The organism is Streptomyces sp. 1-11 (genome assembly GCF_007176755.1).
Taxonomy (GTDB): Bacteria; Actinomycetota; Actinomycetes; order Streptomycetales; family Streptomycetaceae; genus Streptomyces.
Genome location: NZ_BJTV01000001.1, coordinates 266,632 through 287,026, shown reverse-complemented (window position 1 = coordinate 287,026; position 20,395 = coordinate 266,632). Strand labels below are relative to the sequence as shown.

Annotated in this window: 15 protein-coding genes; 11 read left to right on the top strand and 4 right to left on the bottom strand. The window is 73.3% G+C overall.

Going from position 1 to position 20,395, the window contains the following annotated elements; genetic code table 11:
* The first annotated feature begins 27 nt into the window (after nucleotides 1–27).
* The 10 genes from TNCT1_RS36875 to moeZ all read left to right on the top strand — a co-directional run bounded on the left by TNCT1_RS36875 (nucleotide 28) and on the right by moeZ (nucleotide 12,451).
* Nucleotides 28–123 (top strand): Ms4533A family Cys-rich leader peptide, encoded by a 96-nt coding sequence (locus tag TNCT1_RS36875; RefSeq protein WP_348652406.1) that lies wholly within the window; start codon nucleotides 28–30, stop codon nucleotides 121–123.
* A 180-nt stretch (nucleotides 124–303) separates the two neighbouring features.
* Nucleotides 304–2,022 carry an ABC transporter substrate-binding protein gene (locus TNCT1_RS01245; RefSeq protein ID WP_143627210.1) on the top strand — a complete coding sequence of 573 codons (1,719 nt, stop codon included), beginning with the start codon at nucleotides 304–306 and terminating at the stop codon, nucleotides 2,020–2,022.
* A gap of 4 nt (nucleotides 2,023–2,026) precedes the next feature.
* Nucleotides 2,027–3,067, top strand: a complete 1,041-nt coding sequence (locus TNCT1_RS01240; RefSeq protein ID WP_143627207.1) for an ABC transporter permease — start codon at nucleotides 2,027–2,029, stop codon at nucleotides 3,065–3,067.
* Entirely contained in the window at nucleotides 3,064–4,062 is a 999-nt protein-coding gene (locus TNCT1_RS01235; RefSeq protein WP_143627205.1) for an ABC transporter permease, read from the top strand. Before TNCT1_RS01240 ends, TNCT1_RS01235 begins: the two co-directional genes overlap by 4 nt.
* Nucleotides 4,059–5,651, top strand: coding sequence for an ABC transporter ATP-binding protein (locus tag TNCT1_RS01230; RefSeq protein WP_143627203.1), 1,593 nt, complete (start codon nucleotides 4,059–4,061; stop codon nucleotides 5,649–5,651). The genes TNCT1_RS01235 and TNCT1_RS01230 overlap by 4 nt, the downstream gene beginning before the upstream one ends.
* Nucleotides 5,652–5,853: 202 nt before the next feature.
* Entirely contained in the window at nucleotides 5,854–7,569 is a 1,716-nt protein-coding gene (locus tag TNCT1_RS01225) for a DUF3492 domain-containing protein (RefSeq protein WP_143627201.1), read from the top strand.
* A gap of 419 nt (nucleotides 7,570–7,988) precedes the next feature.
* Nucleotides 7,989–9,278 (top strand): hypothetical protein, encoded by a 1,290-nt coding sequence (locus tag TNCT1_RS01220; protein ID WP_281294707.1) that lies wholly within the window; start codon nucleotides 7,989–7,991, stop codon nucleotides 9,276–9,278.
* Nucleotides 9,279–9,512: 234 nt separating this feature from the next.
* Nucleotides 9,513–10,472 (top strand): NAD(P)-dependent oxidoreductase, encoded by a 960-nt coding sequence (locus TNCT1_RS01215; RefSeq protein ID WP_143627199.1) that lies wholly within the window; start codon nucleotides 9,513–9,515, stop codon nucleotides 10,470–10,472.
* Nucleotides 10,460–11,209: a spherulation-specific family 4 protein gene (locus TNCT1_RS01210; RefSeq protein ID WP_143627196.1), complete on the top strand. Its 750-nt coding sequence runs from the start codon at nucleotides 10,460–10,462 to the stop codon at nucleotides 11,207–11,209. The genes TNCT1_RS01215 and TNCT1_RS01210 overlap by 13 nt, the downstream gene beginning before the upstream one ends.
* Nucleotides 11,210–11,272: 63 nt before the next feature.
* Entirely contained in the window at nucleotides 11,273–12,451 is a 1,179-nt protein-coding gene (moeZ, locus tag TNCT1_RS01205) for an adenylyltransferase/sulfurtransferase MoeZ (RefSeq protein ID WP_143627194.1), read from the top strand.
* 176 nt (nucleotides 12,452–12,627) lie between these two features.
* On the opposite strand, the gene TNCT1_RS01200 is transcribed toward moeZ, so the two are convergent.
* The 4 genes from TNCT1_RS01200 to TNCT1_RS01185 form a co-directional block, all read right to left on the bottom strand.
* Complete coding sequence (locus TNCT1_RS01200; RefSeq protein WP_143628261.1) at nucleotides 12,628–13,137, bottom strand: lamin tail domain-containing protein; 510 nt, start codon at nucleotides 13,135–13,137, stop codon at nucleotides 12,628–12,630.
* A 444-nt stretch (nucleotides 13,138–13,581) separates the two neighbouring features.
* Nucleotides 13,582–15,138 carry an alpha/beta hydrolase gene (locus TNCT1_RS01195; RefSeq protein ID WP_143627192.1) on the bottom strand — a complete coding sequence of 519 codons (1,557 nt, stop codon included), beginning with the start codon at nucleotides 15,136–15,138 and terminating at the stop codon, nucleotides 13,582–13,584.
* A 149-nt stretch (nucleotides 15,139–15,287) separates the two neighbouring features.
* A complete protein-coding gene (locus TNCT1_RS01190) occupies nucleotides 15,288–16,832 on the bottom strand; it encodes an alpha/beta hydrolase (RefSeq protein WP_143627190.1) in 1,545 nt (514 codons plus the stop codon).
* Nucleotides 16,833–16,918: 86 nt separating this feature from the next.
* Nucleotides 16,919–19,753: a lysylphosphatidylglycerol synthase transmembrane domain-containing protein gene (locus TNCT1_RS01185; protein ID WP_143627188.1), complete on the bottom strand. Its 2,835-nt coding sequence runs from the start codon at nucleotides 19,751–19,753 to the stop codon at nucleotides 16,919–16,921.
* Nucleotides 19,754–19,939: 186 nt separating this feature from the next.
* On the opposite strand from TNCT1_RS01185, the gene TNCT1_RS01180 reads away from it, so the two are divergent.
* Complete coding sequence (locus TNCT1_RS01180; protein WP_235902247.1) at nucleotides 19,940–20,326, top strand: MGMT family protein; 387 nt, start codon at nucleotides 19,940–19,942, stop codon at nucleotides 20,324–20,326.
* The last annotated feature ends 69 nt before the right edge of the window (nucleotides 20,327–20,395 follow it).

Below are 20,395 nucleotides of genomic sequence, written 5' to 3'. Positions count from 1 at the left end.
GTCGCATGTTCGTTCATATTTCTCGGCATGTCGTCCCGTCACACCGCCTCACACAGCGCAGCCATCGAGCTGGCGCTGTTCGGTGTGACCGCGCTATGCGTGGCCGACATCCACTGTCGCTGACGCCGCCTCCCTGGCGTTCGCGTCGCGACTCATCTCCCTCATTCCGTCCGTGACCGTGTCACGGGTGTTTTCGACGACCCGACGCCGGGGCCGACGTCTGCCCGCAGCCGTCTCACTCCTCGTCCATCTGTCTCACTTGTCGAGAAATCCTCGATGCAGCCCCGAGAGGTCGTCATTCCGATGCGTCAACCGTCCGTCATAGCGCGCCGCGTGGCAGCGGCATCCGTCAGCCTGGTCGTGGCAGCGGGCGCCGCCGCCTGCGGTCCGGAGGACAACGATGCCAAGGGCCCGGCCGGCGACTCCGCGCCGCACAAGGGCGGCACGCTCACGGTGCTGAACTCCAACCCGCAGCAGGACTTCGACCCCGCCCGCCTGTACACCTCCGGCGGCGGCAACGTCCCCTCGCTCGTCTTCCGCACCCTCACCACCCGCAACCGCGAGAACGGCGCGGCCGGCGCCGAGGTCGTCCCGGACCTCGCCACCGACACCGGACGCCCCAGCAAGAACGCGACCGTGTGGACGTACACCCTGCGCAAGGGCCTGAAGTACGAGGACGGCACCCCGATCACGTCCGCCGACGTCAAGTACGGCATCGAGCGCTCCTTCGCGCCCGAGCTGTCGGGCGGCGCGCCCTACCTGCGGGACTGGCTGGCCGGCGCCGCGGACTACCAGGGTCCGTACAAGGACAAGAAGGGCCTGTCCGCGATCGAGACGCCGGACGAGCGGACCATCGTCTTCCACCTGAACAAGCCCGAGGGCGAGTTCCCCTACCTGGCCACCCAGACCCAGTTCACGCCCGTGCCCAAGGCCAAGGACACGGGCACGAAGTACGAGCAGCACCCGGTCTCGTCCGGCCCCTACAAGGTCGTCAGCAACGAGAACGACGGCGAGCACCTCGTCCTGAAGCGCAACCCGTACTGGTCCACGGCCGTCGACGCCGAGCGCAAGGCCTACCCGGACACCGTCGACGTCCGCTCCGGGCTGGACTCCTCCGTGATCAACCAGCGGCTGTCCGCGTCCCAGGGAACGGACGCCGCCGCGGTCACCACGGACACCAACCTCGGCCCGGCCGAGCTCGCCAAGGTCACCGGCGACAAGGCGCTGGCCGCGCGGGTCGGCACCGGCCACTTCGGCTACACGAACTACATCGCCTTCAACCCGAAGGTGAAGCCGTTCGACGACCCGAAGGTCCGGCAGGCGATCGCCTACGCCATCGACCGCTCGTCCGTGGTCAACGCGGCCGGCGGCAGCGCGCTCGCCGAACCCGCCACCACCTTCCTGCCCGACCAGAAGTCCTTCGGCCACACGCCCTACGACCCGTTCCCGGCGGGCAGGTCCGGCAACGCGGCCAAGGCCAGGGAACTGCTGGCGCAGGCCGGCCACACGAACGGTCTCACCGTCACGCTGACCCACTCCAACAGCAAGGACTTCGAGACCAGCCCCGAGATCGCGACCGCGATCCAGGACGCGCTGAAGAAGGCCGGCATCACGGTCAGGCTGCAGGGCCTGGAGGAGAACGACTACGCGGACAAGATCCACAACGTGAGGACCGAGCCGGGCTTCTTCCTCGCCCACTGGGGTGCCGACTGGCCCTCCGGCGGTCCTTTCCTCGCCCCGATCTTCGACGGCCGGCAGATCGTCAAGGACGGCGCGAACTTCAACACGGGCCTGCTCGACGACAAGTCGGTCAATGCCGAGATCGACGCGATCAACAAGCTGACCGACCTCGACGCGGCCGCGAAGCGGTGGGGCGCGCTGGACAAGAAGATCGGCGAGCAGGCCCTCGTGGTGCCGCTGTTCCACCCGGTCTACAAGCGCCTGTACGGCCAGGACGTCAGGAACATCGTCATCAGCGACTGGACCGGCGTGCTCGACATCTCCCAGGTCGCGGTGAAGTAAGGCCGTGAGCGAGGCACTTGTCGCCACCCAGGCCCCCGGGACGGACACCACCGTCCCGGGGGCCTCGGGGGCCCGTCAGTTCTGGCGGCGGCTGCGGGCGCAGCGCGCCGCCCTGGTCGCCGCGGCCGTCGTGGCGCTGCTCGTCCTGGTCGCGCTCGCCGCGCCGCTGCTCACCGCCCTGGAGGGCCAGGACCCCACCACCTACCACCCCTCCCTGATCGACTCCGCGCGCGGGGGCGTGCCTATCGGCTCGTTCGGCGGCGCCGGCGGCGGACACTGGCTGGGCGTCGAGCCGCAGACCGGCCGCGACCTGTTCGCCCGGCTGGTGTACGGGGCGCGGGTCTCGCTGGGCGTCGCGCTGGCCGCGACCGTGATCCAGGTGACCCTCGGCGTGCTGATCGGCGTCGCCTCGGCGCTCGGCAGCCGGTTCATTGATCAACTGTTGAGCCGGATCACCGACATCATCATCGCCCTGCCACTGATGATCATGGCGCTCGCGCTGCTCGCCATCGTCCCGACGAGCTTCCCGCGGCCCGTCCTGGTCACCTTCGTGATCGGCCTGATCGCCTGGGGCAACATCGCCAAGATCACGCGCGCGCAGACGCTCACCCTCAAGGGGCTCGACCATGTGGCCGCCGCCCGGCTCAGCGGCTGGGGCACCTGGCGGATCGCCCGCCGCGAGCTGCTGCCCGGGCTCGCCGCGCCCGTCATCACCTACGCCGCGCTGCTCGTGCCCATCAACATCTCCATCGAGGCGGCCCTGTCCTTCCTCGGCGTGGGCGTGAAGCCGCCGACGCCGTCCTGGGGACAGATGCTCACCGCCGCCGACGTCTGGTACCAGGCGGCGCCGCAGTACCTGCTGCTGCCCGCCGGGGCCCTCTTCGTCACCGTCGTCGCGCTGACCGTCCTCGGCGACGGCGTACGCACCGCCCTCGACCCGCGCGCGGCCTCCCGGCTGCGCGTCGGCACCGGCGCCAAGGGCGAGGGCCGCGCCGGGGCGGATGCGCCCGGCGCGGCCGGGACCGGAAAGGAGGACGCCGCATGAGCGGGTTCGGCGGTTTCGTACTGCGCCGCGCCGTCGGCGCCCTGATCACCCTGCTCGCCATCTCGGTGATCATCTACGTCGTCTTCTACGTCACCCCCGGCAACGTCGCCCAGATCAGCTGCGGCCCGCGCTGCTCGCCTGCCCAGGTCCACCAGGTCGCCCAGCAGCTCCACCTGGACGACCCGCTGTACCTGCGCTACTGGCACTTCCTGCAGGGCCTCGTCGCCGGCCAGGACTACTCGACCGGCACCTCGGTGGCCCACTGCCCGGCGCCCTGCCTAGGGCTCTCCTATCAGAGCGACCGGCAGGTGACGGACATCATCCTGGCCAAGCTCCCGGTCAGCCTGTCGCTGGTGTCCGGCGCGATGGTGATCTGGCTCGTCCTGGGCGTCGGCACCGGGGTGCTCTCCGCCTGGCGGCGCGGCCGGTTCACCGAGCGGGCGCTGACCGCCGTCACCCTCGCCGGCACGGCCACGCCCGTCTTCGTCATCGGCCTGGTCCTGATGATCGTGGTCTGCGGTGAGCTGCGGCTGCTGCCCTTCCCGCAGTACGTGAAGCTCGCCGACGACCCCGAGCAGTGGGCGTGGAACCTGCTGCTGCCCTGGCTCTCGCTCGCCCTCATCGAGGCCGCGGCGTTCGCGCGCCTGACCCGGGCGGCCATGCTGGAGACCCTCGCCGAGGACCACGTACGGACGTTCCGCGCCTACGGGGTCGCCGAGCGCTCGGTGGTCGGGCGGCACGCCCTGCGCGGCGCGCTCGCGCCGGTCATCGCGCTGAACGCCAACAACTTCGGCGGGGCCGTCGGCGGCGCCGTCCTCACCGAGACCCTCTTCGGGCTCCCCGGCATCGGACAGGAACTGGTCCACGCGGTCAAGGTGGTCGACCTGCCGGTCGTCGTCGGCATGGTTCTGGTCATCGGCTTCTTCGTGGTCATCGCCAACGCCGTCGCGGACGTCCTGTACGCGGTGGCCGACCGACGGGTGGTACTCGCATGAGCCTGGTCGAGGTCAAGGACCTGACCGTGGAGTTCGGGGCCCTGCGCGCCGTGGACGGACTCTCCTTCCGGCTGGCGCGGGGCGAGGCCCTCGCGCTGGTCGGCGAATCCGGTTCCGGCAAGTCCACCGTCGCCGGCGCCCTGCTCGGTCTGCACCGGGGCACCGGGGCCCGGGTCGGCGGCTCGGTCCGCGTCGCGGGCACGGACGTGCGGCAGGCCTCGGACGAGGAACTGCGCCGGCTGCGCGGCGCCAAGGCGGCCATGGTCTTCCAGGACCCGCTGTCCTCGCTCGACCCGTACTACGCGATCGGCGACCAGATCGCCGAGGTCCACCGCGTGCACACGCGCGTGTCGCGCCGCGCAGCACGCGCGCGTGCCGTCGAGGTGCTGGACCGGGTCGGCATCCCGGACGCCGCACGGCGCTCCCGCTCCCGCCCGCACGAGTTCAGCGGCGGCATGCGCCAGCGTGCCCTGATCGCCATGGCGCTCGCCTGCGAGCCGGACCTGCTGATCGCCGACGAGCCCACCACGGCCCTCGACGTCACCGTCCAGGCCCAGATCCTCGACCTGCTGCACACGCTGCGCGAGGAGACCGGCATGGGCCTGCTGCTCGTCACCCACGACGTCGGGGTCGCGGCCGAGAGCGTCGACGAGGTGCTGGTCATGCGGCACGGCAGGGCCGTCGAACACGGCCCCGTCGGCACGGTGCTGGCGGCGCCCGGGCAGGCGTACACCCGCGAGCTGCTCGACGCCGTGCCCCGCGTGGACGCGCCGCGGGCCGCCGCACCGGCGGCCGGGGAGGCGGTGCTGGAGGCCACCGGCCTGCGGCGCGAGTTCGGGCGCGGCAGACACGCTTTCCCCGCTGTGGACGACGTCTCGCTGACCGTCCGCCGGGGCGAGACCCTGGGCGTCGTGGGGGAGAGCGGCAGCGGCAAGACGACACTGGGCCGCATGCTGGTCGGGCTGCTGGAGCCGACCGCCGGCGCGATCCGTTACGCGGGACGCCCGCACACCGGCGTGGACCCGTCCGTCCAGATGGTCTTCCAGGACCCCGTCTCTTCCCTCAACCCCCGCCGCAGCGTCGGCGAGTCCATCGCGGACCCGCTCCGCGCGCGGGGAGAGCGGGACGAGCGGGGCATCCGGACGCGGGTGGGCGAGCTGCTGGAGCGCGTGGGGCTGGAGGCGGCGCACTACGACCGCTACCCGCACGAGTTCAGCGGCGGCCAGCGCCAGCGCGTGGGCATCGCCCGGGCGCTCGCCGCCGACCCGCGCGTGATCGTCCTGGACGAGCCGGTCTCCGCGCTCGACGTCACCACGCAGGCCCAGGTGGTCGCGCTCCTCGGCGAGCTGCAGCGGGAACTCGGCCTCGCGCTCGTGTTCATCGCGCACGACCTCGCCGTGGTCCGCCAGGTCAGCGACCGGGTCGCGGTGATGCGCCGCGGCCGGATCGTCGAGTACGGGCCCGTGGACGAGGTGTACGACGCCCCGCGCGAGCCGTATACGAAACAGCTCCTGGCCGCCGTGCCCGCGCTCGACCCGGGGCTGGCGGCCGAGCGGCGGGCGGCCCGGCGGGAGCTGGCCACGGCGTAACGCCTCCCGCGCGGACGATCACCTTCCGCAGTCATAGCGCGACGGAACGCGACCTGCACCGGAAAGTCACGCCCTTTCACCCCTTCTGGTGGCGCGATGGACAACCGTCCATCGCGCCACCGCCTCGTCCGCATACGTTCGTGCCGCTGCGAGCCGCCGGGACGAAGGCGGCTTCCCACTCACGGAGATCGGGGGTGCACACGTGCGCATCGGACTGCTTACAGAGAGTGGCTACCCGGATGTGGGCGGTGACACCGGGCTCTGGTGCGACCGGCTCGTGCGCGGGCTCGCCCAGCACGAGTTCGACGTCTACGCGCTCAGCCGCGGCCGGTCGCAGCGGGACGACGGGCGGGTCCCGCTCCCGCCGCAGGTCGGCCGGGTGCGCCCGGCTCCGCCGTGGACGGCCGAGGGCGACGGTGTCACCCACGGCCGCCGCGCACGCCGGCGCTTCACCGAGTGCTACGGCGAACTGGTCGAGGCCCTCGGCGGCGGGCCCGGCGCCGCCCCGGGCCAAGCCGCCGAGACCCGGCCCGCGCACCAGGCGGACCGTTTCGGCAGCGCGCTGTACGGCCTCGCCGAACTCGCCCGTGACGAAGGCGGACTGGTCGGCGCGCTCCGCTCCGACACCGCGCTGCGCACGCTGGAGCGCGCCTGCCGTGCCTCTGGTGCGCCGCGCACGGCGCGCGAGGCGCGCGTGGCCGACCTGCTCACCGTCACCGCGCACCTCGAACAGGCCCTGCGCCCCCTCTCGTTCGACTGGTACGGCGACGACGGCCTCGGCGCCTCCGACCTCTGCCACGCCACCGCCGGCGGCGCGGCCGCCCTGCCCGGGCTGCTCGCCCGGCACCTGTGTGAAGTGCCCCTGCTGGTCACCGAGTACGGCGTACAGCTCCGTTCGCACTACCTGGCCCTCGGCCCCGACGACGCCGCCCCCGCCGTGCGCGCCCTGCTCGCCGCCTTCCACGGCCTGCTGGCCGCCGAGGTCTACCGGCGCGCCGCCCTCCTCACACCCGGCAACGCGCACGCCCGCCGCTGGCAGGAGCGCTGCGGCGCCGACCGCGCCCGGATCCGCACCGTGCACCCCGGCATGGACGCCTCCTGCTTCAGCGAGGCCGGCGAGTCCCCGGACCGCGCCGAACCGCACACGCTGGGCTGGGTGGGACGCGTCGAACCCGGCAAGGACCTCGTGTCGCTGCTGCACGCCTTCGCCGAGGTCCGCAAGGAGGAACCGAGGGCCCGGCTACGGATCGTCGGCACGCCCGTGGGCGCGGAGGGCGAGGCCTACCTGGGCCACTGCCGGGTGCTCGCCGCACAGCTCTTCCCGGACGAGGCCGAGGGCGTGCACGCGGTCGGCGACAACCCGGTCTCCTTCGAGGAGATCGGCGGACCCGAGGCGCCGACCCTGCCCGACGCGTACGCGGGCAGTGCCGTGGTCGTCCTCTCCAGCGTCGTAGAGGGCTTCCCGAACACCCTGGTGGAGGCCATGTTCAGCGGCCGCGCCACGGTATCCACCGATGTCGGCGCGGTGGTGGAGGTCATCGGCGGCACCGGCCTCGTCGTACCGCCGCGCAACCCCCGGGCGCTCGCCGAGGCGTGCGTGGCGCTGCTGCGCGACCCCGAGCGCCGTGAACGCCTCGGGGCCGCCGCACGCGCCCGCGCGCTCGAACTGTTCACCGTCGAGCAGAACATCGCGGCGTTCAACGGGATCTACCTGGAGATCGTCTCGCGCCACCCGGTGCGCCGGGTCGCCCTCGGCGAGACCGGCGACCCACTGCCGTTCGCCGCGCCGGCCGAAACCCACGTCCCCGTCCACTGGACCGGCCCCACCGCCCGGGAAAGCACCCGCGAGGCACCCGGTCGGCCACCCGGCGACCCGGTCCGCGCGACCTCGGGCGCGGCGTCGGAGGGGGCCCTGTGAGGACCGGGGAAGGCGGCGCCCCGCCCGGCCCCGGCCGAGCGGAGAGCGCCCACGACGACGCGGAGGCCGAGCCCGGGCCGAAGGGTGCGGGGGCGGCGCGCGGTACGGGGGCGGGGAAGGGAACGGACGTGCGCGGCGGTACCGATGTGATCGGCGGTGCCGATTCGCGTGGCGGTGCTGGTGTTCTCGGCGGTGCCGATGAGCTCGGTGGTGACGCTCGCGGCGGTGCCTTTGCGCGCGGCGGTACGGATGCGCTCAGCGGTGCCGACGTTCGCGGCGGTACGGATGCGGTGGGCGGTGCGGCACCGAAAAGCGCGGGCGGGCTGGGCGGCGCGGAGGAGCCGTACGACGACGAGGGGCTGAGCGGTGCGCACGCGCCGTACGCCTCGGACCGGCTCGGCGGGCTCGACCGCCCCGGGATGCCGGCCGGCGGCGCGGCCTGGGACGAACGGTCGCGGGAATGGCTCACGGGCACTGTGGCGCACGCCGGGGCGGCCGCGGCGGCGCACACGGACGCCGCAATCGCCGGTTCGGGCGCCGCGGGACCGGCGCACGCGGCCCCCGCGGACGCCGGCGCCGGGTCCGGCGGAAGCCGCACCGCCCCGGTCCGGCGCGGATCCGCCGACCCCGTGAAGACCCTGCTGCACCGTCACCGGGAGCTGTGCGAACGGGCGGTGGACCCGCTGGAGATCGCCGCCGGGCTGGAGGCGCACGGCGTCACCGACCGGACGGCCGCCCGGTTCCGTCACCGCGACGTCTTCTCGCTCGCCGAGGAGCTGTACGCGCGCGTGCCCCGCGAGGGCGCGCCGCACCCCCGCCCCGTGCCCGGGCGGGGCCCCCGCGTCCGGCCCGGCTGGGTGCTGCTCACCCTCCTGCCCGGAGCGCTCGCCGCGGCCGCCCTGGCCGGACTGCGCCTCACCCACGGCCAGTTCCGCCCGCCGGCGGCCGCCGTGGGCCTCCTCGCCGTGGCCGCCGCGGCACGCGCCGCCCTGCGCCACGGCCCCCTCGCCGCCGGACCCGGCGCCGTCCCCTGGCGCACGGCGGCCGGCACCCGCGCGTGGACGCTCTGGCTGCTCGGGTACGCGCTGCTCGGCGACGGACTCCTGGCGGCCGTCGTGGCGGGCGGGCCCGACGACCTGCCCACCGGCGCCACCGACGGCCCCTGGCCGATGACCGCGGCGCCCGCCCTGGCGCTCACCCTGGCCTGCGCCCCGGCCGCCTGGTGCGCCCACCTCCTCGCCGCCGGGGCCCGCCGCAGGCTCGCCGGCAGCCGCGGCCTAGAGGACTTCACCAGTGCCGCCCGGCCGCTGCTGGCCGGTGTCCTGGTCCTGTTCCTGGGGGCCCTCACCGGCCTGCTCGCCCTGTGCGGCACGGCCCTGCGGGAGAGCGCGGCCTACCCGCAGGGGGTCGCCCTCGGCGCCCTCCTGCTGCTCGCCCGCCTCCTCGTCGTGCACCGCCGCCGGCACGCCCCCGCGCTGGTCCTCGGGGCCGCGGCGGTCGCCGAGGCGGCGGCGCTCGCCCTGCTGCTGGCCGCCAGGCTGCCCGGCTGCGCCTTCCTGGGCGTGCCCGTCCAGGCCCTGGTGGACACCTGGGGCCCGGCCGCCGTGCCGACGCTCGCCTGCGGCGCCGCCGCGCTGATCCTGCTGGTCCACGCGCTGCGCACCCTCACCCGGGCCTCCGCCCACGCCACGGCGGGGGCGCCCGAATGAACCTTCCGCCACCGGCCCCGGCCGAGTCCGCCGTCATCCGCCCCGAGGGCGTGGCGGCACCCGGCCACCGCCATGGCGTCCGGCCCCCCACCGCAGGTCACCGCATCACCCCTTCGAAGGAGAAGACCAGATGACCACCTCCCGACACGGAGCGCCCGGAGTGCCCGGAGCGCCCGGCGCGTACGGCGTGCCCGGAGCCTTGGGAGCCGGAGCGCACACCCCGGGAGCCGCCCGATGAGGGTCCTGCTGATCGGAGCCAACGGTTACATCGGCCGCTTCGTCGCCGACCGCCTGCTCGCCGACCCCGCCGTCCAGCTCACCGCGCTCGGCCGCGGGGACGACGCCGACGTCCGCTTCGACCTCGCCTCGGGCAGCCCAGGAGCGCTCACCCGCTTCCTGGACGCGGTCCATCCCGGAGTGGTCGTCAACTGCGCGGGCGCCACCCGGGGCGGCGCCCGCGACCTCGTCCGGCACAACACCGTGGCCGTCGCCACCGTCTGCGAGGCCCTGCGCCGCAGCGGCTGCGGCGCCCGCCTCGTGCAGGTCGGCTGCGGCTCGGAGTACGGCCCCAGCCAGCCCGGCTCCTCCACCGCCGAGGATGCCGTGCCCCGCCCCGGCGGCCCCTACGGCGTCAGCAAACTCGCCGCCACCGAACTGGTCCTCGGCTCCGGCCTCGACGCGGTAGTGCTCCGCGTCTTCTCACCCGCCGGACCCGGCACTCCGGCGGGCTCCCCGCTCGGCCGGCTCGCCGAGGCGATGCGCCGCGCCATGCAGTCCGGCGACGGCGAACTCAAGCTCGGCGGCCTCGGCGTCCAGCGCGACTTCGTCGACGTCCGCGACGTCGCCCGCGCCGTGCACGCCGCCTCGCTCTCCGCCGCGCAGGGCGTGATCAACATCGGCTCCGGCCGCGCCGTCCGCCTCCGCGACGCCGCGGCCGTCCTCGCCCGGGTCGCCGGATACGGCGGCGCCCTGCACGAACTCGACGCGCCGCCCGGGCCGCTGCGCAGCGCCATCGGCCACCCCCGCGCCGACTCCGAGCACGCCGCTCCGGTCGCCTACCCGTATCCGGACGGCTGCGGAAGCTGGCAGCAGGCCGATGTGCGCACCGCCCGCGACCGGCTCGGCTGGCGTCCCCGGATCAGCCTCGAGGAATCCCTCGCCGACATCTGGATGGAGGCGGCATGCCGCATCTGACCAGCACCACAGCGGGCACCACCGGCACCGGCGTCCGTACCGGGCTCGGCATCCCCGGCTTCGCGCATCCGCTGGTCGCCCCGGCCCAGTGGGCCGACCTCGCCCGCCCCGGCACGCCCCTCGACTGGGTGGTGCTCAACGTCGCCGCCGGGCCCGGCAGCCGTCCCGACCCGCACTGCCTGGAGGCCGCGGGCCGGCTGCGCAACGCGGGCGTGCGCGTCCTCGGTCACCTGGACCTCGCCCACGGCGTCCGTCCCTTCGGCGACCTGCTCTCCGACGCGCACCGCCACCTCGAGTGGTACCGCGTCGACGGCTTCCTGTTCGACCGGTGTCCCACCGGGCGCGGCGCGCTGCCCGAGGTCCGCCGGGCGATCACCACCCTGCGGGCGATCAGTGACACCGCCCACATCGTCCTGGGCCACGGCAGCCACCCGCACCCGGGTTACGCGGAGAACGCCGACCAGTTGGTGACGTTCTCGGGCGCCTGGCCCGACTACCGCTTCTCGCAGGCCGCCGAGTGGACCGCGGACTATCCGCCGGACCGCTTCTGCCACTTCGTGCACGGCGTGCCGCGCGGTCATCTGGAGGAGGCGCTGCGGATCGCCCGCTGGCAGGGCGCGGGCACGGTCTACCTCACCGACCGCACCGCCCACGGCGGCCGGGCCGACCCCTGGGAGTCGATGCCCGGCTACTGGGACGAGATCGTCTCGCGGATCGGAACAGGTGTCTCGGAATGAAGAAGCCCGTGGCAGTGTTACAGGGAGAACAACCGTAGTGATCGACCGACCAACGGAGTCCCCGTGTCGCTGCCACCCCTGGTCGAGCCAGCCTCTGAGCTCACCGTAGACGAGGTCCGCCGGTACTCCCGCCACCTGATCATCCCCGACGTGGGGATGGACGGGCAGAAGCGGCTGAAGAACGCCAAGGTGCTCTGCGTGGGCGCCGGCGGCCTGGGCTCGCCGGCGCTGATGTACATGGCCGCCGCGGGCGTGGGCACGCTCGGCATCGTGGAGTTCGACGAGGTCGACGAGTCCAACCTGCAGCGCCAGATCATCCACAGCCAGTCCGACATCGGCCGCTCCAAGGCCGAGTCCGCGCGTGACACGGTCAAGGGCATCAACCCGTACGTGAACGTGGTCCTTCACGAGGAGCGGCTCGAGGCCGACAACGTGATGGACATCTTCAGCCAGTACGACCTGATCGTCGACGGCACGGACAACTTCGCGACCCGCTACCTGGTCAACGACGCCTGCGTGCTGCTGAACAAGCCGTACGTGTGGGGTTCGATCTACCGCTTCGACGGCCAGGCGTCCGTCTTCTGGTCCGAGCACGGACCCTGCTACCGCTGCCTCTACCCGGAGCCCCCGCCCCCCGGCATGGTCCCCTCCTGCGCCGAGGGCGGCGTGCTGGGCGTGCTGTGCGCGTCCATCGGCTCCATCCAGGTCAACGAGGCCATCAAGCTCCTCGCCGGCATCGGCGAGCCGCTGGTCGGCCGTCTGATGATCTACGACGCCCTGGAGATGCAGTACCGCCAGGTCAAGGTCCGCAAGGACCCGGACTGCGCGGTCTGCGGCGAGAACCCCACCGTCACCGAGCTCATCGACTACGAGGCCTTCTGCGGCGCCGTGTCCGAGGAGGCGCAGGCGGCGGCCGCCGACTCCACGATCACTCCCAAGCAGCTCAAGGAGTGGATCGACGACGGCGAGAACATCGAGATCATCGACGTCCGCGAGCCGAACGAGTACGAGATCGTCTCCATCCCGGGCGCCCGTCTGATCCCGAAGAACGAGTTCCTCATGGGCACCGCCCTGGAGGGCCTGCCGCAGGACAAGAAGATCGTCCTGCACTGCAAGACGGGTGTCCGCAGTGCGGAAGTCCTCGCGGTCCTGAAGTCCGCGGGCTTCTCCGACGCGGTGCACGTCGGCGGCGGCGTGATCGGCTGGGTCAACCAGATCGAACCGGACAAGCCGGTCTACTGATCAAAGTTCTCGCCCAGCAGCGAGACTGACGAAGCCCACGGCTCTGACCAGCTCAGATGCCGTGGGCTTCGGGCGTTTGCAGTGGTGCGCGGTGGGCGTGGCACGCCCCCGGGCGAGTGCCACGCCCACCAGTTCAGCGGGACCGCGGGTCCGCGCTCACCGGCGTGGGCAGACCGTCACCGGCGGTTGCGGTGGTCACCGTCGCGGTGGTCGCGGTCGCCACGGTGGTCACGGTCACCGCGGTGGTCACGGTCGCTCCGGCCCCAGGAGGCGTCGTCGACGAAGCGGCCGTAGCCGTTGCGCAGGGTCGCCGTGTCGTTGCGGTCCCAGACGGACCGGTTGCGGTCCTGGAACAGGTCGGTGCGGGTGTCGTGGCCGTAACCGGTGTGGACGCGGACGGTGGCGCGGCCGGCCAGCCGGTAGTGGCGGAAGGTGTAGGTGTGGCCGTCCCTGTCGGACAGGGTCCAGCCGTTGAGGTTGACCGGGCGGCGCGAGTCGTTGGTGATGTCGACCCACTCCCTGTTGAGGGCGCGGCTGGAGCGGTCGTCGCGTCCCGGGGCGTCGTACCGCACGTTGCTGATGTAGACGCCGTCGCGGTGATGGCGGCCCGGGTGGTGGTCGGCGGCCGAGGCCGGCAGGGCCACGGCCCCGACGGTGGCGGCCGCCACGGCGGCGACGGCGGTCATGCGGCGCACGGATGCGGAAACGGTCACGAGGATCCCCCTACAGGAGTCCATGGCACCCCCGATGCGGACCGGCGGACGTGAGAACGCCGCAGGCCAGTGGTGGTGCGTTGTGCGAGTGGCGGCCGGCCGGCCGCGCACTCACACTGTGCAAGCCGTGCGCCCGGTTTGTGGGGGAGATGTGCCTGGCATTACGCGTTCAACATATTTCTGTGACTCTCTGCTGCAACGTCCATGTATGACTCAAACACCCGGAATTGAACCTTCGTCAGCAATGCGGCCGCTTCAGCACTGGCCCGTCCGGCTCGTGACGCCGTCCCGGCGTCCTGCGCACCGGGTCGGCATCACCCGAAAGTGAGTAACAGGAATCGCCCCTACCGATCGGACTAGTCCCTTCCGGCACGGCGGTGTCCCGTGCCGGAACGCCTCGTCCGCGCTCCGCCGCCGTCAGGAGCAGACCTTGCCGTCCTCCGGCACCGTGCCGTTGAGCAGGTAGGCGTCGACCGTCGAGTCGACGCAGTCGCTCCCGTTGCCGTAGGCGCCGTGTCCCTCGCCCTTCCAGGTGAGTTCCACACCGACGCCCCTGCCCAGCTCGTCCGCCATCCTGCGGGCGCCTTCGTAGGGGGTCGCCGGGTCCCCGGTGTTGCCGACGAGCAGGATCGGCGCCGCGCCCGGCGCGCTCACCCGCGGGGTGTCGTACTGCCCGGCCACCGGCCAGTCGTGGCACCAGCCGGCCGTGTCCCAGGCGAGGTAGTCACCGAAGACCGGCGATACCCGCTCGAACTCGGGCAGCGAACTCTTCGTCCGGGCGAGCGTGGGCCGCTGGGCGTCGTCCAGACACGATATGGCCCGCTGGGAGTGGCCCCTGGTGCCGTAACGCCCGGCGGAATCACGCTCGTTGTACTGGTCCGCGAGTGCCAGCAGCTTCGAGCCGTCGCCCTGCTCCGCCGACTTCAGGGCGCCGGTCAGCCGGGGCCAGCCGGCCTCGCTGTACAGCGGCAGGATGATGCCGGTGAGGGCGAGCGTCTGGGTCAGCCTCCGCCCGGACGCGGTCGGCAGGGGCCTGGCGTCGATCCTCTTCAGCAGCGCCGCGATCCTGCGCGTGCCCTCCCGCGGGTCCTGGCCGGTGGATCTCAGATAGTCCTCCAGCGCCCGCTGGAAGCCCCGCGCCTGGTTCTTCGCGTGGCCCACCGTGTCCGCGGTCGGGTCGACCACCGCGTCGAGGATCATCCTGCCGACGCGCCGCGGGAACAGGTGGGCGTAGACGCCGCCGAGTTCGGTGCCGTAGGAGATGCCGAAGTAGTGCATCGTCCTGTCACCGAGCACCTGGCGCAGCAGGTCCATGTCCCGTGCGGTGTCCGTGGTCGAGACGTGGGCCAGCAGCCGGCCCGCGGCCTTCTGGCAGCCCTTCGCGAAGTCGGCGGCGTCCTGGAAGTACGCCCGCTCCTCGGCCGGGCTGTCCGGCGTGGCGTCCACGCGCTCGGCGGCCTCGATCTCCCGGTCGCTCCGGCAGCGCACGCCCTCACTCGCGCCGACCCCGCGCGGATCGAAGCTCACCAGGTCGTAGCGCTCGCGCAGCGCGGAGACGGTGGCGCCGTAGTACGGCATCGTCTCCACCCCCGAGCCGCCGGGGCCGCCGAAGTCGAACAGCAGAGAGCCGATCCGGTCGCTCCCGGTGGCCCGCGCGCGGATCAGCGCGAGGCCGATCGTGGGACCGCCGGGCCTCGACCAGTCCAGCGGCACCCTGAGCGTGGCGCACCGCCATTCGCCGCCCGGCGCCGCCGACCCCCCGGTGGCACCGCACCGGTGCCAGCCGAGCCGCTGCGAGGTCAGCGAGGCGGGCGGATCGGCCGGGGACGCCGCCGGTGCGCCGGCCGTGCGGTCCCGTCCGGCCGGGCCCGCCGCCCTGCCCTCGTCGTCGCTTCCGCCCGGGCCGCTCCCGCCGCACCCGGCCACCAGCAGCGCCGCGGCCACTCCGGCCGTCCACCGCAGAACTCGAAGCATGCGCACCCCCCTCGCGGGCCCTCCGCGTCGTGCCGCGGCAGGCGTTCCCGTCATGGTAGGTGGCGGGGCACAAGCCCGTGACGGGCTGTGGATAAGCCTCTGACCTGCGCGTTGTTCGGGGAACGGTGCGTGCCAGGGAAGGCCGGTGCTCAGGAACAGACCGTGCCCGCCTTCGGCACCTTCCCGTCCAGCAGGTATCCGTTCACCGCGCTCTGCACACACTTGTTCTTGCTGTCGTACGCCCCGTGCCCCTGGCCCTTGTACGTCAGCTCGACGCCGACGCCCTTGCCGAGCGCCTCCACCATCTTCTTCGCGCCCTCGTAGGGGGTGGCCGGGTCGCCGGTGTTGCCGACGACGAGGACGGGCGCCGCTCCCGGCGCGCTCACGTCGGGGTGGACGGCGGCCCCCGGCACGGCCCAGTCGGTGCAGCTCAGCATGGACCAGGCCAGAAAGTCGCCGAACAGCGGGGAGACGGCCCGGAACTGCGGCAGCTTCCGCCGGATCTCGTCCGCGGTGTAGCGAGGCTTCTCGTCGGAACAGTTGATGGCGATGTTCGCCGGGGTGATGTTGCTGTACTCGCCGTTCTCGCTGCGCCCGTTCATCGAGTCGGACAGCAGCATCAGGATCCTGCCGTCGCCCTCGTACGCCTGCTGCAGCCCCTCGGTGAGGTACTCCCAGAAGTCCTTCGAGTACAGCGCCTGGGCGATGCCGTTGATCGCCGCGGTCTCGGTGAGCTGCCGCGGGAAGGAGCCGGGGATCGGCTTCCGGTCCAGGTCCCTGAGCAGTGTGGCGATGCGGTTCTTGACGTCCTGCGGGGTGTCGCCGACCGGGCACTCCTCGACCTTCGACGTGCAGTCCCGGGCGAAGTTGTCGAGCGCGAGCTGGAACCCCTGGGCCTGGCCGAGCGCGCTCTGCTCCGGGTCCTTGGTGGGGTCGACGACCGCGTCGAGGGTCATCCTGCCGACGCGCCGCGGGAACAGGTGGGCGTAGACGCCGCCGAGTTCGGTGCCGTAGGAGATGCCGAAGTAGTGCAGCTTGCGGTCGCCGAGGACCTGGCGCATCAGGTCCATGTCGCGGGCGGCGTCGGTGGTGCGCACGTGCGGCAGGATCTTCTCGGAGTGCTTCTCGCAGTCGGCGTTGAACTCCTTGGTGCGGTCGACGAGCTGGGCCTGCTCGGCGCGGTCGTCGGGTGTGGCGTCCTGCTGGAAGTACTGGTCGAGCTGGGCGTCGCTCTGGCACTCCACCGGCACGCTCCGGCCGACCCCGCGCGGGTCGAAGCTCACCAGGTCGTAGCGGGTGTTCAGGGTGGCGTAGTCCTGGCCGAACGCGGGGAGCGTGGTGACGCCGCTGCCGCCGGGGCCGCCGAAGTTGAAGATCAGCGAGCCGATCCGCGTGCCCGGGTCACCGCTCGCCCTGGCCCTGATCAGGGCGATGCCGATGGTGTCGCCCTTGGGCCTGCTCCAGTCCAGGGGCGCCCGCATGGTGGCGCACTGCCACTGGGCGCCGTCCGGAAGCGGGGACGGCGCACCGCCGCCGCCCTGTGCCGTGGACGGGGCCGGGCAGTCCTTCCAGTCCAGTCTCTGCGCCGTCAGGTCCCCGTTCCCGGCACCGTCGCCGCACCCGCCCAGCAGGGCGGCCAGCAGCGCGGCGCTCGTGGTCAGGGCGGCGGCACGCAGCCTGGAGGGGTTCGCCATGCCTCCATCGTGCGCGCGCGGCGGCCGGGGCGCGCGGGACGCGGGCCGTCCGAGCTAAGAGCCGGCCCCGGCCCGCGGGAGCGTGCCTACAGGGCGCCCTTGCGGGTGAGCTGGTTGAAGGCGAGCCAGCCGGGCAGCACCGGCAGCCACAGCGTGAGCAGCCGGTACAGCAGGACGGCCGGTGCGGCGACCTCCTTGGGGAGGCCGACGGCGATCAGGCCGAGCGTGAGGCTCGCCTCGACCGCGCCGACGCCGCCCGGGGTGGGCGCGGCGGAGCCGAGCGCGTTGCCCGCGAGGAAGACCACGGCGACGCTGGCGATGCTCAGCGAGGTCGATCCGTCGCCGAAGGCGCGGATGGAGGCGTCCAGACACATCACGAAGCAGGCGGTCAGCAGCAGCATGCCGCCGATGCCGGTGACCAGCTTCTGCGGCCGCTGGAGCACGTCGAGCATGCGCGGCACGACACCGGCGAACAGCGACCTCACGCGCGTGACGACGAACTTCCGCAGGAACGGCACCGACGTCACCACCAGCACCAGCACCGCCACCGTCAGCAGGCCGGCGATCACCGTCCGGGACGGCGACAGCGACGGCGTCTTCTCGGTGCCCGTCAGATAGCCGAAGGACAGCAGCATCAGGATGTGGCAGCCGAGCCCGAACAGCTGCGAGGCGCCGACGCTGGCGACCGCGAGCCCTGGGCGCACCCCGGCGCGCTGCAGGAAGCGCGTGTTGAGCGCCACCCCGCCGACCGCGGCCGGTGCCACGATCTTCACGAAGGACCCCGCGACCTGGGCGCCCACGGTCCTCGGCAACGGCACCCGCTCCGGTACGAAGCCCAGCAGAGCCATCGCGGCGGCCACGTAGCTGAGCGCGGAGAAGGCCACCGCCGCCAGCACCCAGCCCCACTGGGCGTTGGCGACCAGCGGACCGAACTCGATGTGGGTGAGCTGCGTCAGCAGGTAGTACGCGCCGATCGCGCCGGCGATGAAACTGATCAGCGTGCGCGGCCGCACCCGCTCAAGGCGGGCCGGTTCCACGGGCGCCTGCGGCCTGATCCGCAGCACCTCGTGCCGGATCTGGGTGAGCAGGTCCTCCTCGCGGGCCTCGTCCAGCGCCTCGTCGATGGCCCGCTTCTCGGCCCGCTGTTCGGCGCGGACCGTCTTCTTGTCGGGCTTCCCGGGCGTGGGGCCGGCCGTCGCCGAGGCCTCCTCGAGCCGGGCCTGCTTGGTCTGCCGGGAGGCCTCGAGCACCGCCTCGCGCTCGCGCTGGGCCCGCTCCCGGCCCAGGCGGCGCAGCGTCGCGCGGGTGGAGCGCGTCAGGGCGATGGGCTGCAGCATGGGCAGGCAGTCGGCGACCGCGTCCGGACCGAGCACGCCGACGGCCGAGGCCACCGCACGCTCGGCGCCCACCCGCAGTCCGAGCGTGGTGACGAGCTGGGCGACGTCCATGCGCAGCAGCAGGTCACCGGCGGCGATCTCGCCGCCGCGCAGCTCGGTGAGGATCACCCTGCCGGAACGATCCACCAGGATGGCGTCACCGGCCAGCCTGCGGTGTGCGATCCGCCGGGACTGCAGCGCCTGCACCTGGCGCCAGGTGCGGCGCAGCAGCTCGTCGGTGATCTCCTCGTCCGCCAGCGAGTCCAGCGTGCGCCCGCCGGTGTGCTCGTAGACGAGCATGACGGCGTCCGGGCCGAGCTCGGAGGTGGCGATCAGCTTGGGCGCGTTGGCGCCCGCCGCGATCGCCGCGTACGCCAGCAGCGCCTCCTGCTCCAGGGCCTGGCGCAGGGACTGCAGGCTGGAGCGGGTGGCGAAACCGCGCAGGGTCAGGTTGCGCCAGGCCCGGTAGAAGAAGCCCTGGGCCTGCTGTTCCCGGTCGACGACCGTGACGTCCAGCGGCCGGCCGTCCTCCAGGGTGACGAAGTAGCGCCGGCCGCGGTCGCCGTTCTCCGACTCCACGGTCTCTTCGCGGGCCGCGGCGACCGGGTGGAAGCCGACGTGCCGGAGGCCGGCCATCAGGGTCCGCCCGGTGGGGCGCACGTTCGGCGAGCCGACCGCGTACAGCGTGCCGTAGGCGACGGTCCAGCCGATCAGCACGGTCAGGATGATCGAGAAGGGGGTCGTGTAGCCGGTGACGAGCATCGAGAACGCGTCGAGCAGCAGCACGATCCACAGCACCGCGCGCCAGCGGGGTCTGCGGGACATGCCGACGGCCGTCATGTAGGCGATGACGGGCGCGAGGTAGCCGTGCACCGGGTCGGTCAGGGCGTGGATGTCGCCGGGCGAGGGCTGGGTGAGCGCCTCCTGGATGGAACCGGGCGCGGCCCGGGCCACCCACAGGTCGGTGGCGAGGGTCACCCCGTGCGCGAGCACGGCCGCGAGCACGCCGTCGGCGATCCGCAGCCCGTCCCGTTTGATCAGCCGCTCGATCGCGAAGGCGACCGGCACCAGCAGGATGGCGATGCTGGAGGCGAGGCCGGCGATCTTGATCAGCAGGTCGGGGGCCTGTCCGGTGCCCTTGTTGATGTCCTGTTCGAGGCCCGAGGTGGTGCCGTGCGCGAACGCGGCGACCGCGAGCAGCACGACGACGGCGAGCACGCCCACGAGCAGCCGCATGAGGTCGGAGGGACGGTGCACGCGCGCGGGGAGCAGCGGTTCGTCGCCCTCCACCTCCTCCGGGTGGGCGCCGCCGTCACCGGGGCCCCTGTCCGGCCGCGGGACGCCGGGGGCCGTCCCCTCGGCGGTCTCCGCCTCGTCGTCACGCGCGCGTGTGACGTCCTCGCGGGCGCCCTCCGCGGGCACAGCGGCGGCGCCGTCCCGGCCCGCCGCGCCGGTGTCCTCCCGGCCGGAGGGGGCGGCGTCGGGACGCGCGGACGCGTCAGGGGTGCCCGCCGCGCCTTCGGGGTGCACACCCTGCTGCTTCATCGTCTCTTCTTGGTCTCGTATCACCGGTCACCGCCCGCACGATGGTGGCATGCCCCACCGGCACTCGCGGGCATCAGGGTGCGGATGAGGGGTCGGACAGTCTGCCGGAAGCGCCGCCCGAGGGCGAGGGGCCCGCCCCCGGCCTTCCGCCCCGCGTTGTCGGTGGGGTGCGGCAGGATGGGGCGAATGAGCGAGCGGAGCCCTGCCGAGGACACCCGTGACGGGTGCGAGGACGCGCTGCCGGATTATGCCGAGCGGGTCCTCGAGGTCGCCGAGCTGATCCCGCCCGGGCGGGTCATGACGTACGGCGATGTCGCCGAGTGGCTCGAGGAGGGGGGACCGCGCCAGGTCGGCCGGGCGATGTCCCTCTACGGCAGCGCCGTCCCGTGGTGGCGCGTGGTCCGCGCCGACGGCGTGCTGCTGCCCGGTCACGAGCTCGGCGCGCTCGCCCACTACCGGGCGGAGGGCACCCCGCTCAAGGCGGCGGGCAGGAGCGCCGAGGGCCATCTGCCGCGGCTCGACATGAGACGGGCGCGATGGGACGGCGGCGCGGGCACGGACGGTCACACCTGACAGCTTCCGCCATCGTGGGCCCCCGACGGGAATCGGTGGCCCGTACGAGGGACAGGGGGGACGTCCGTG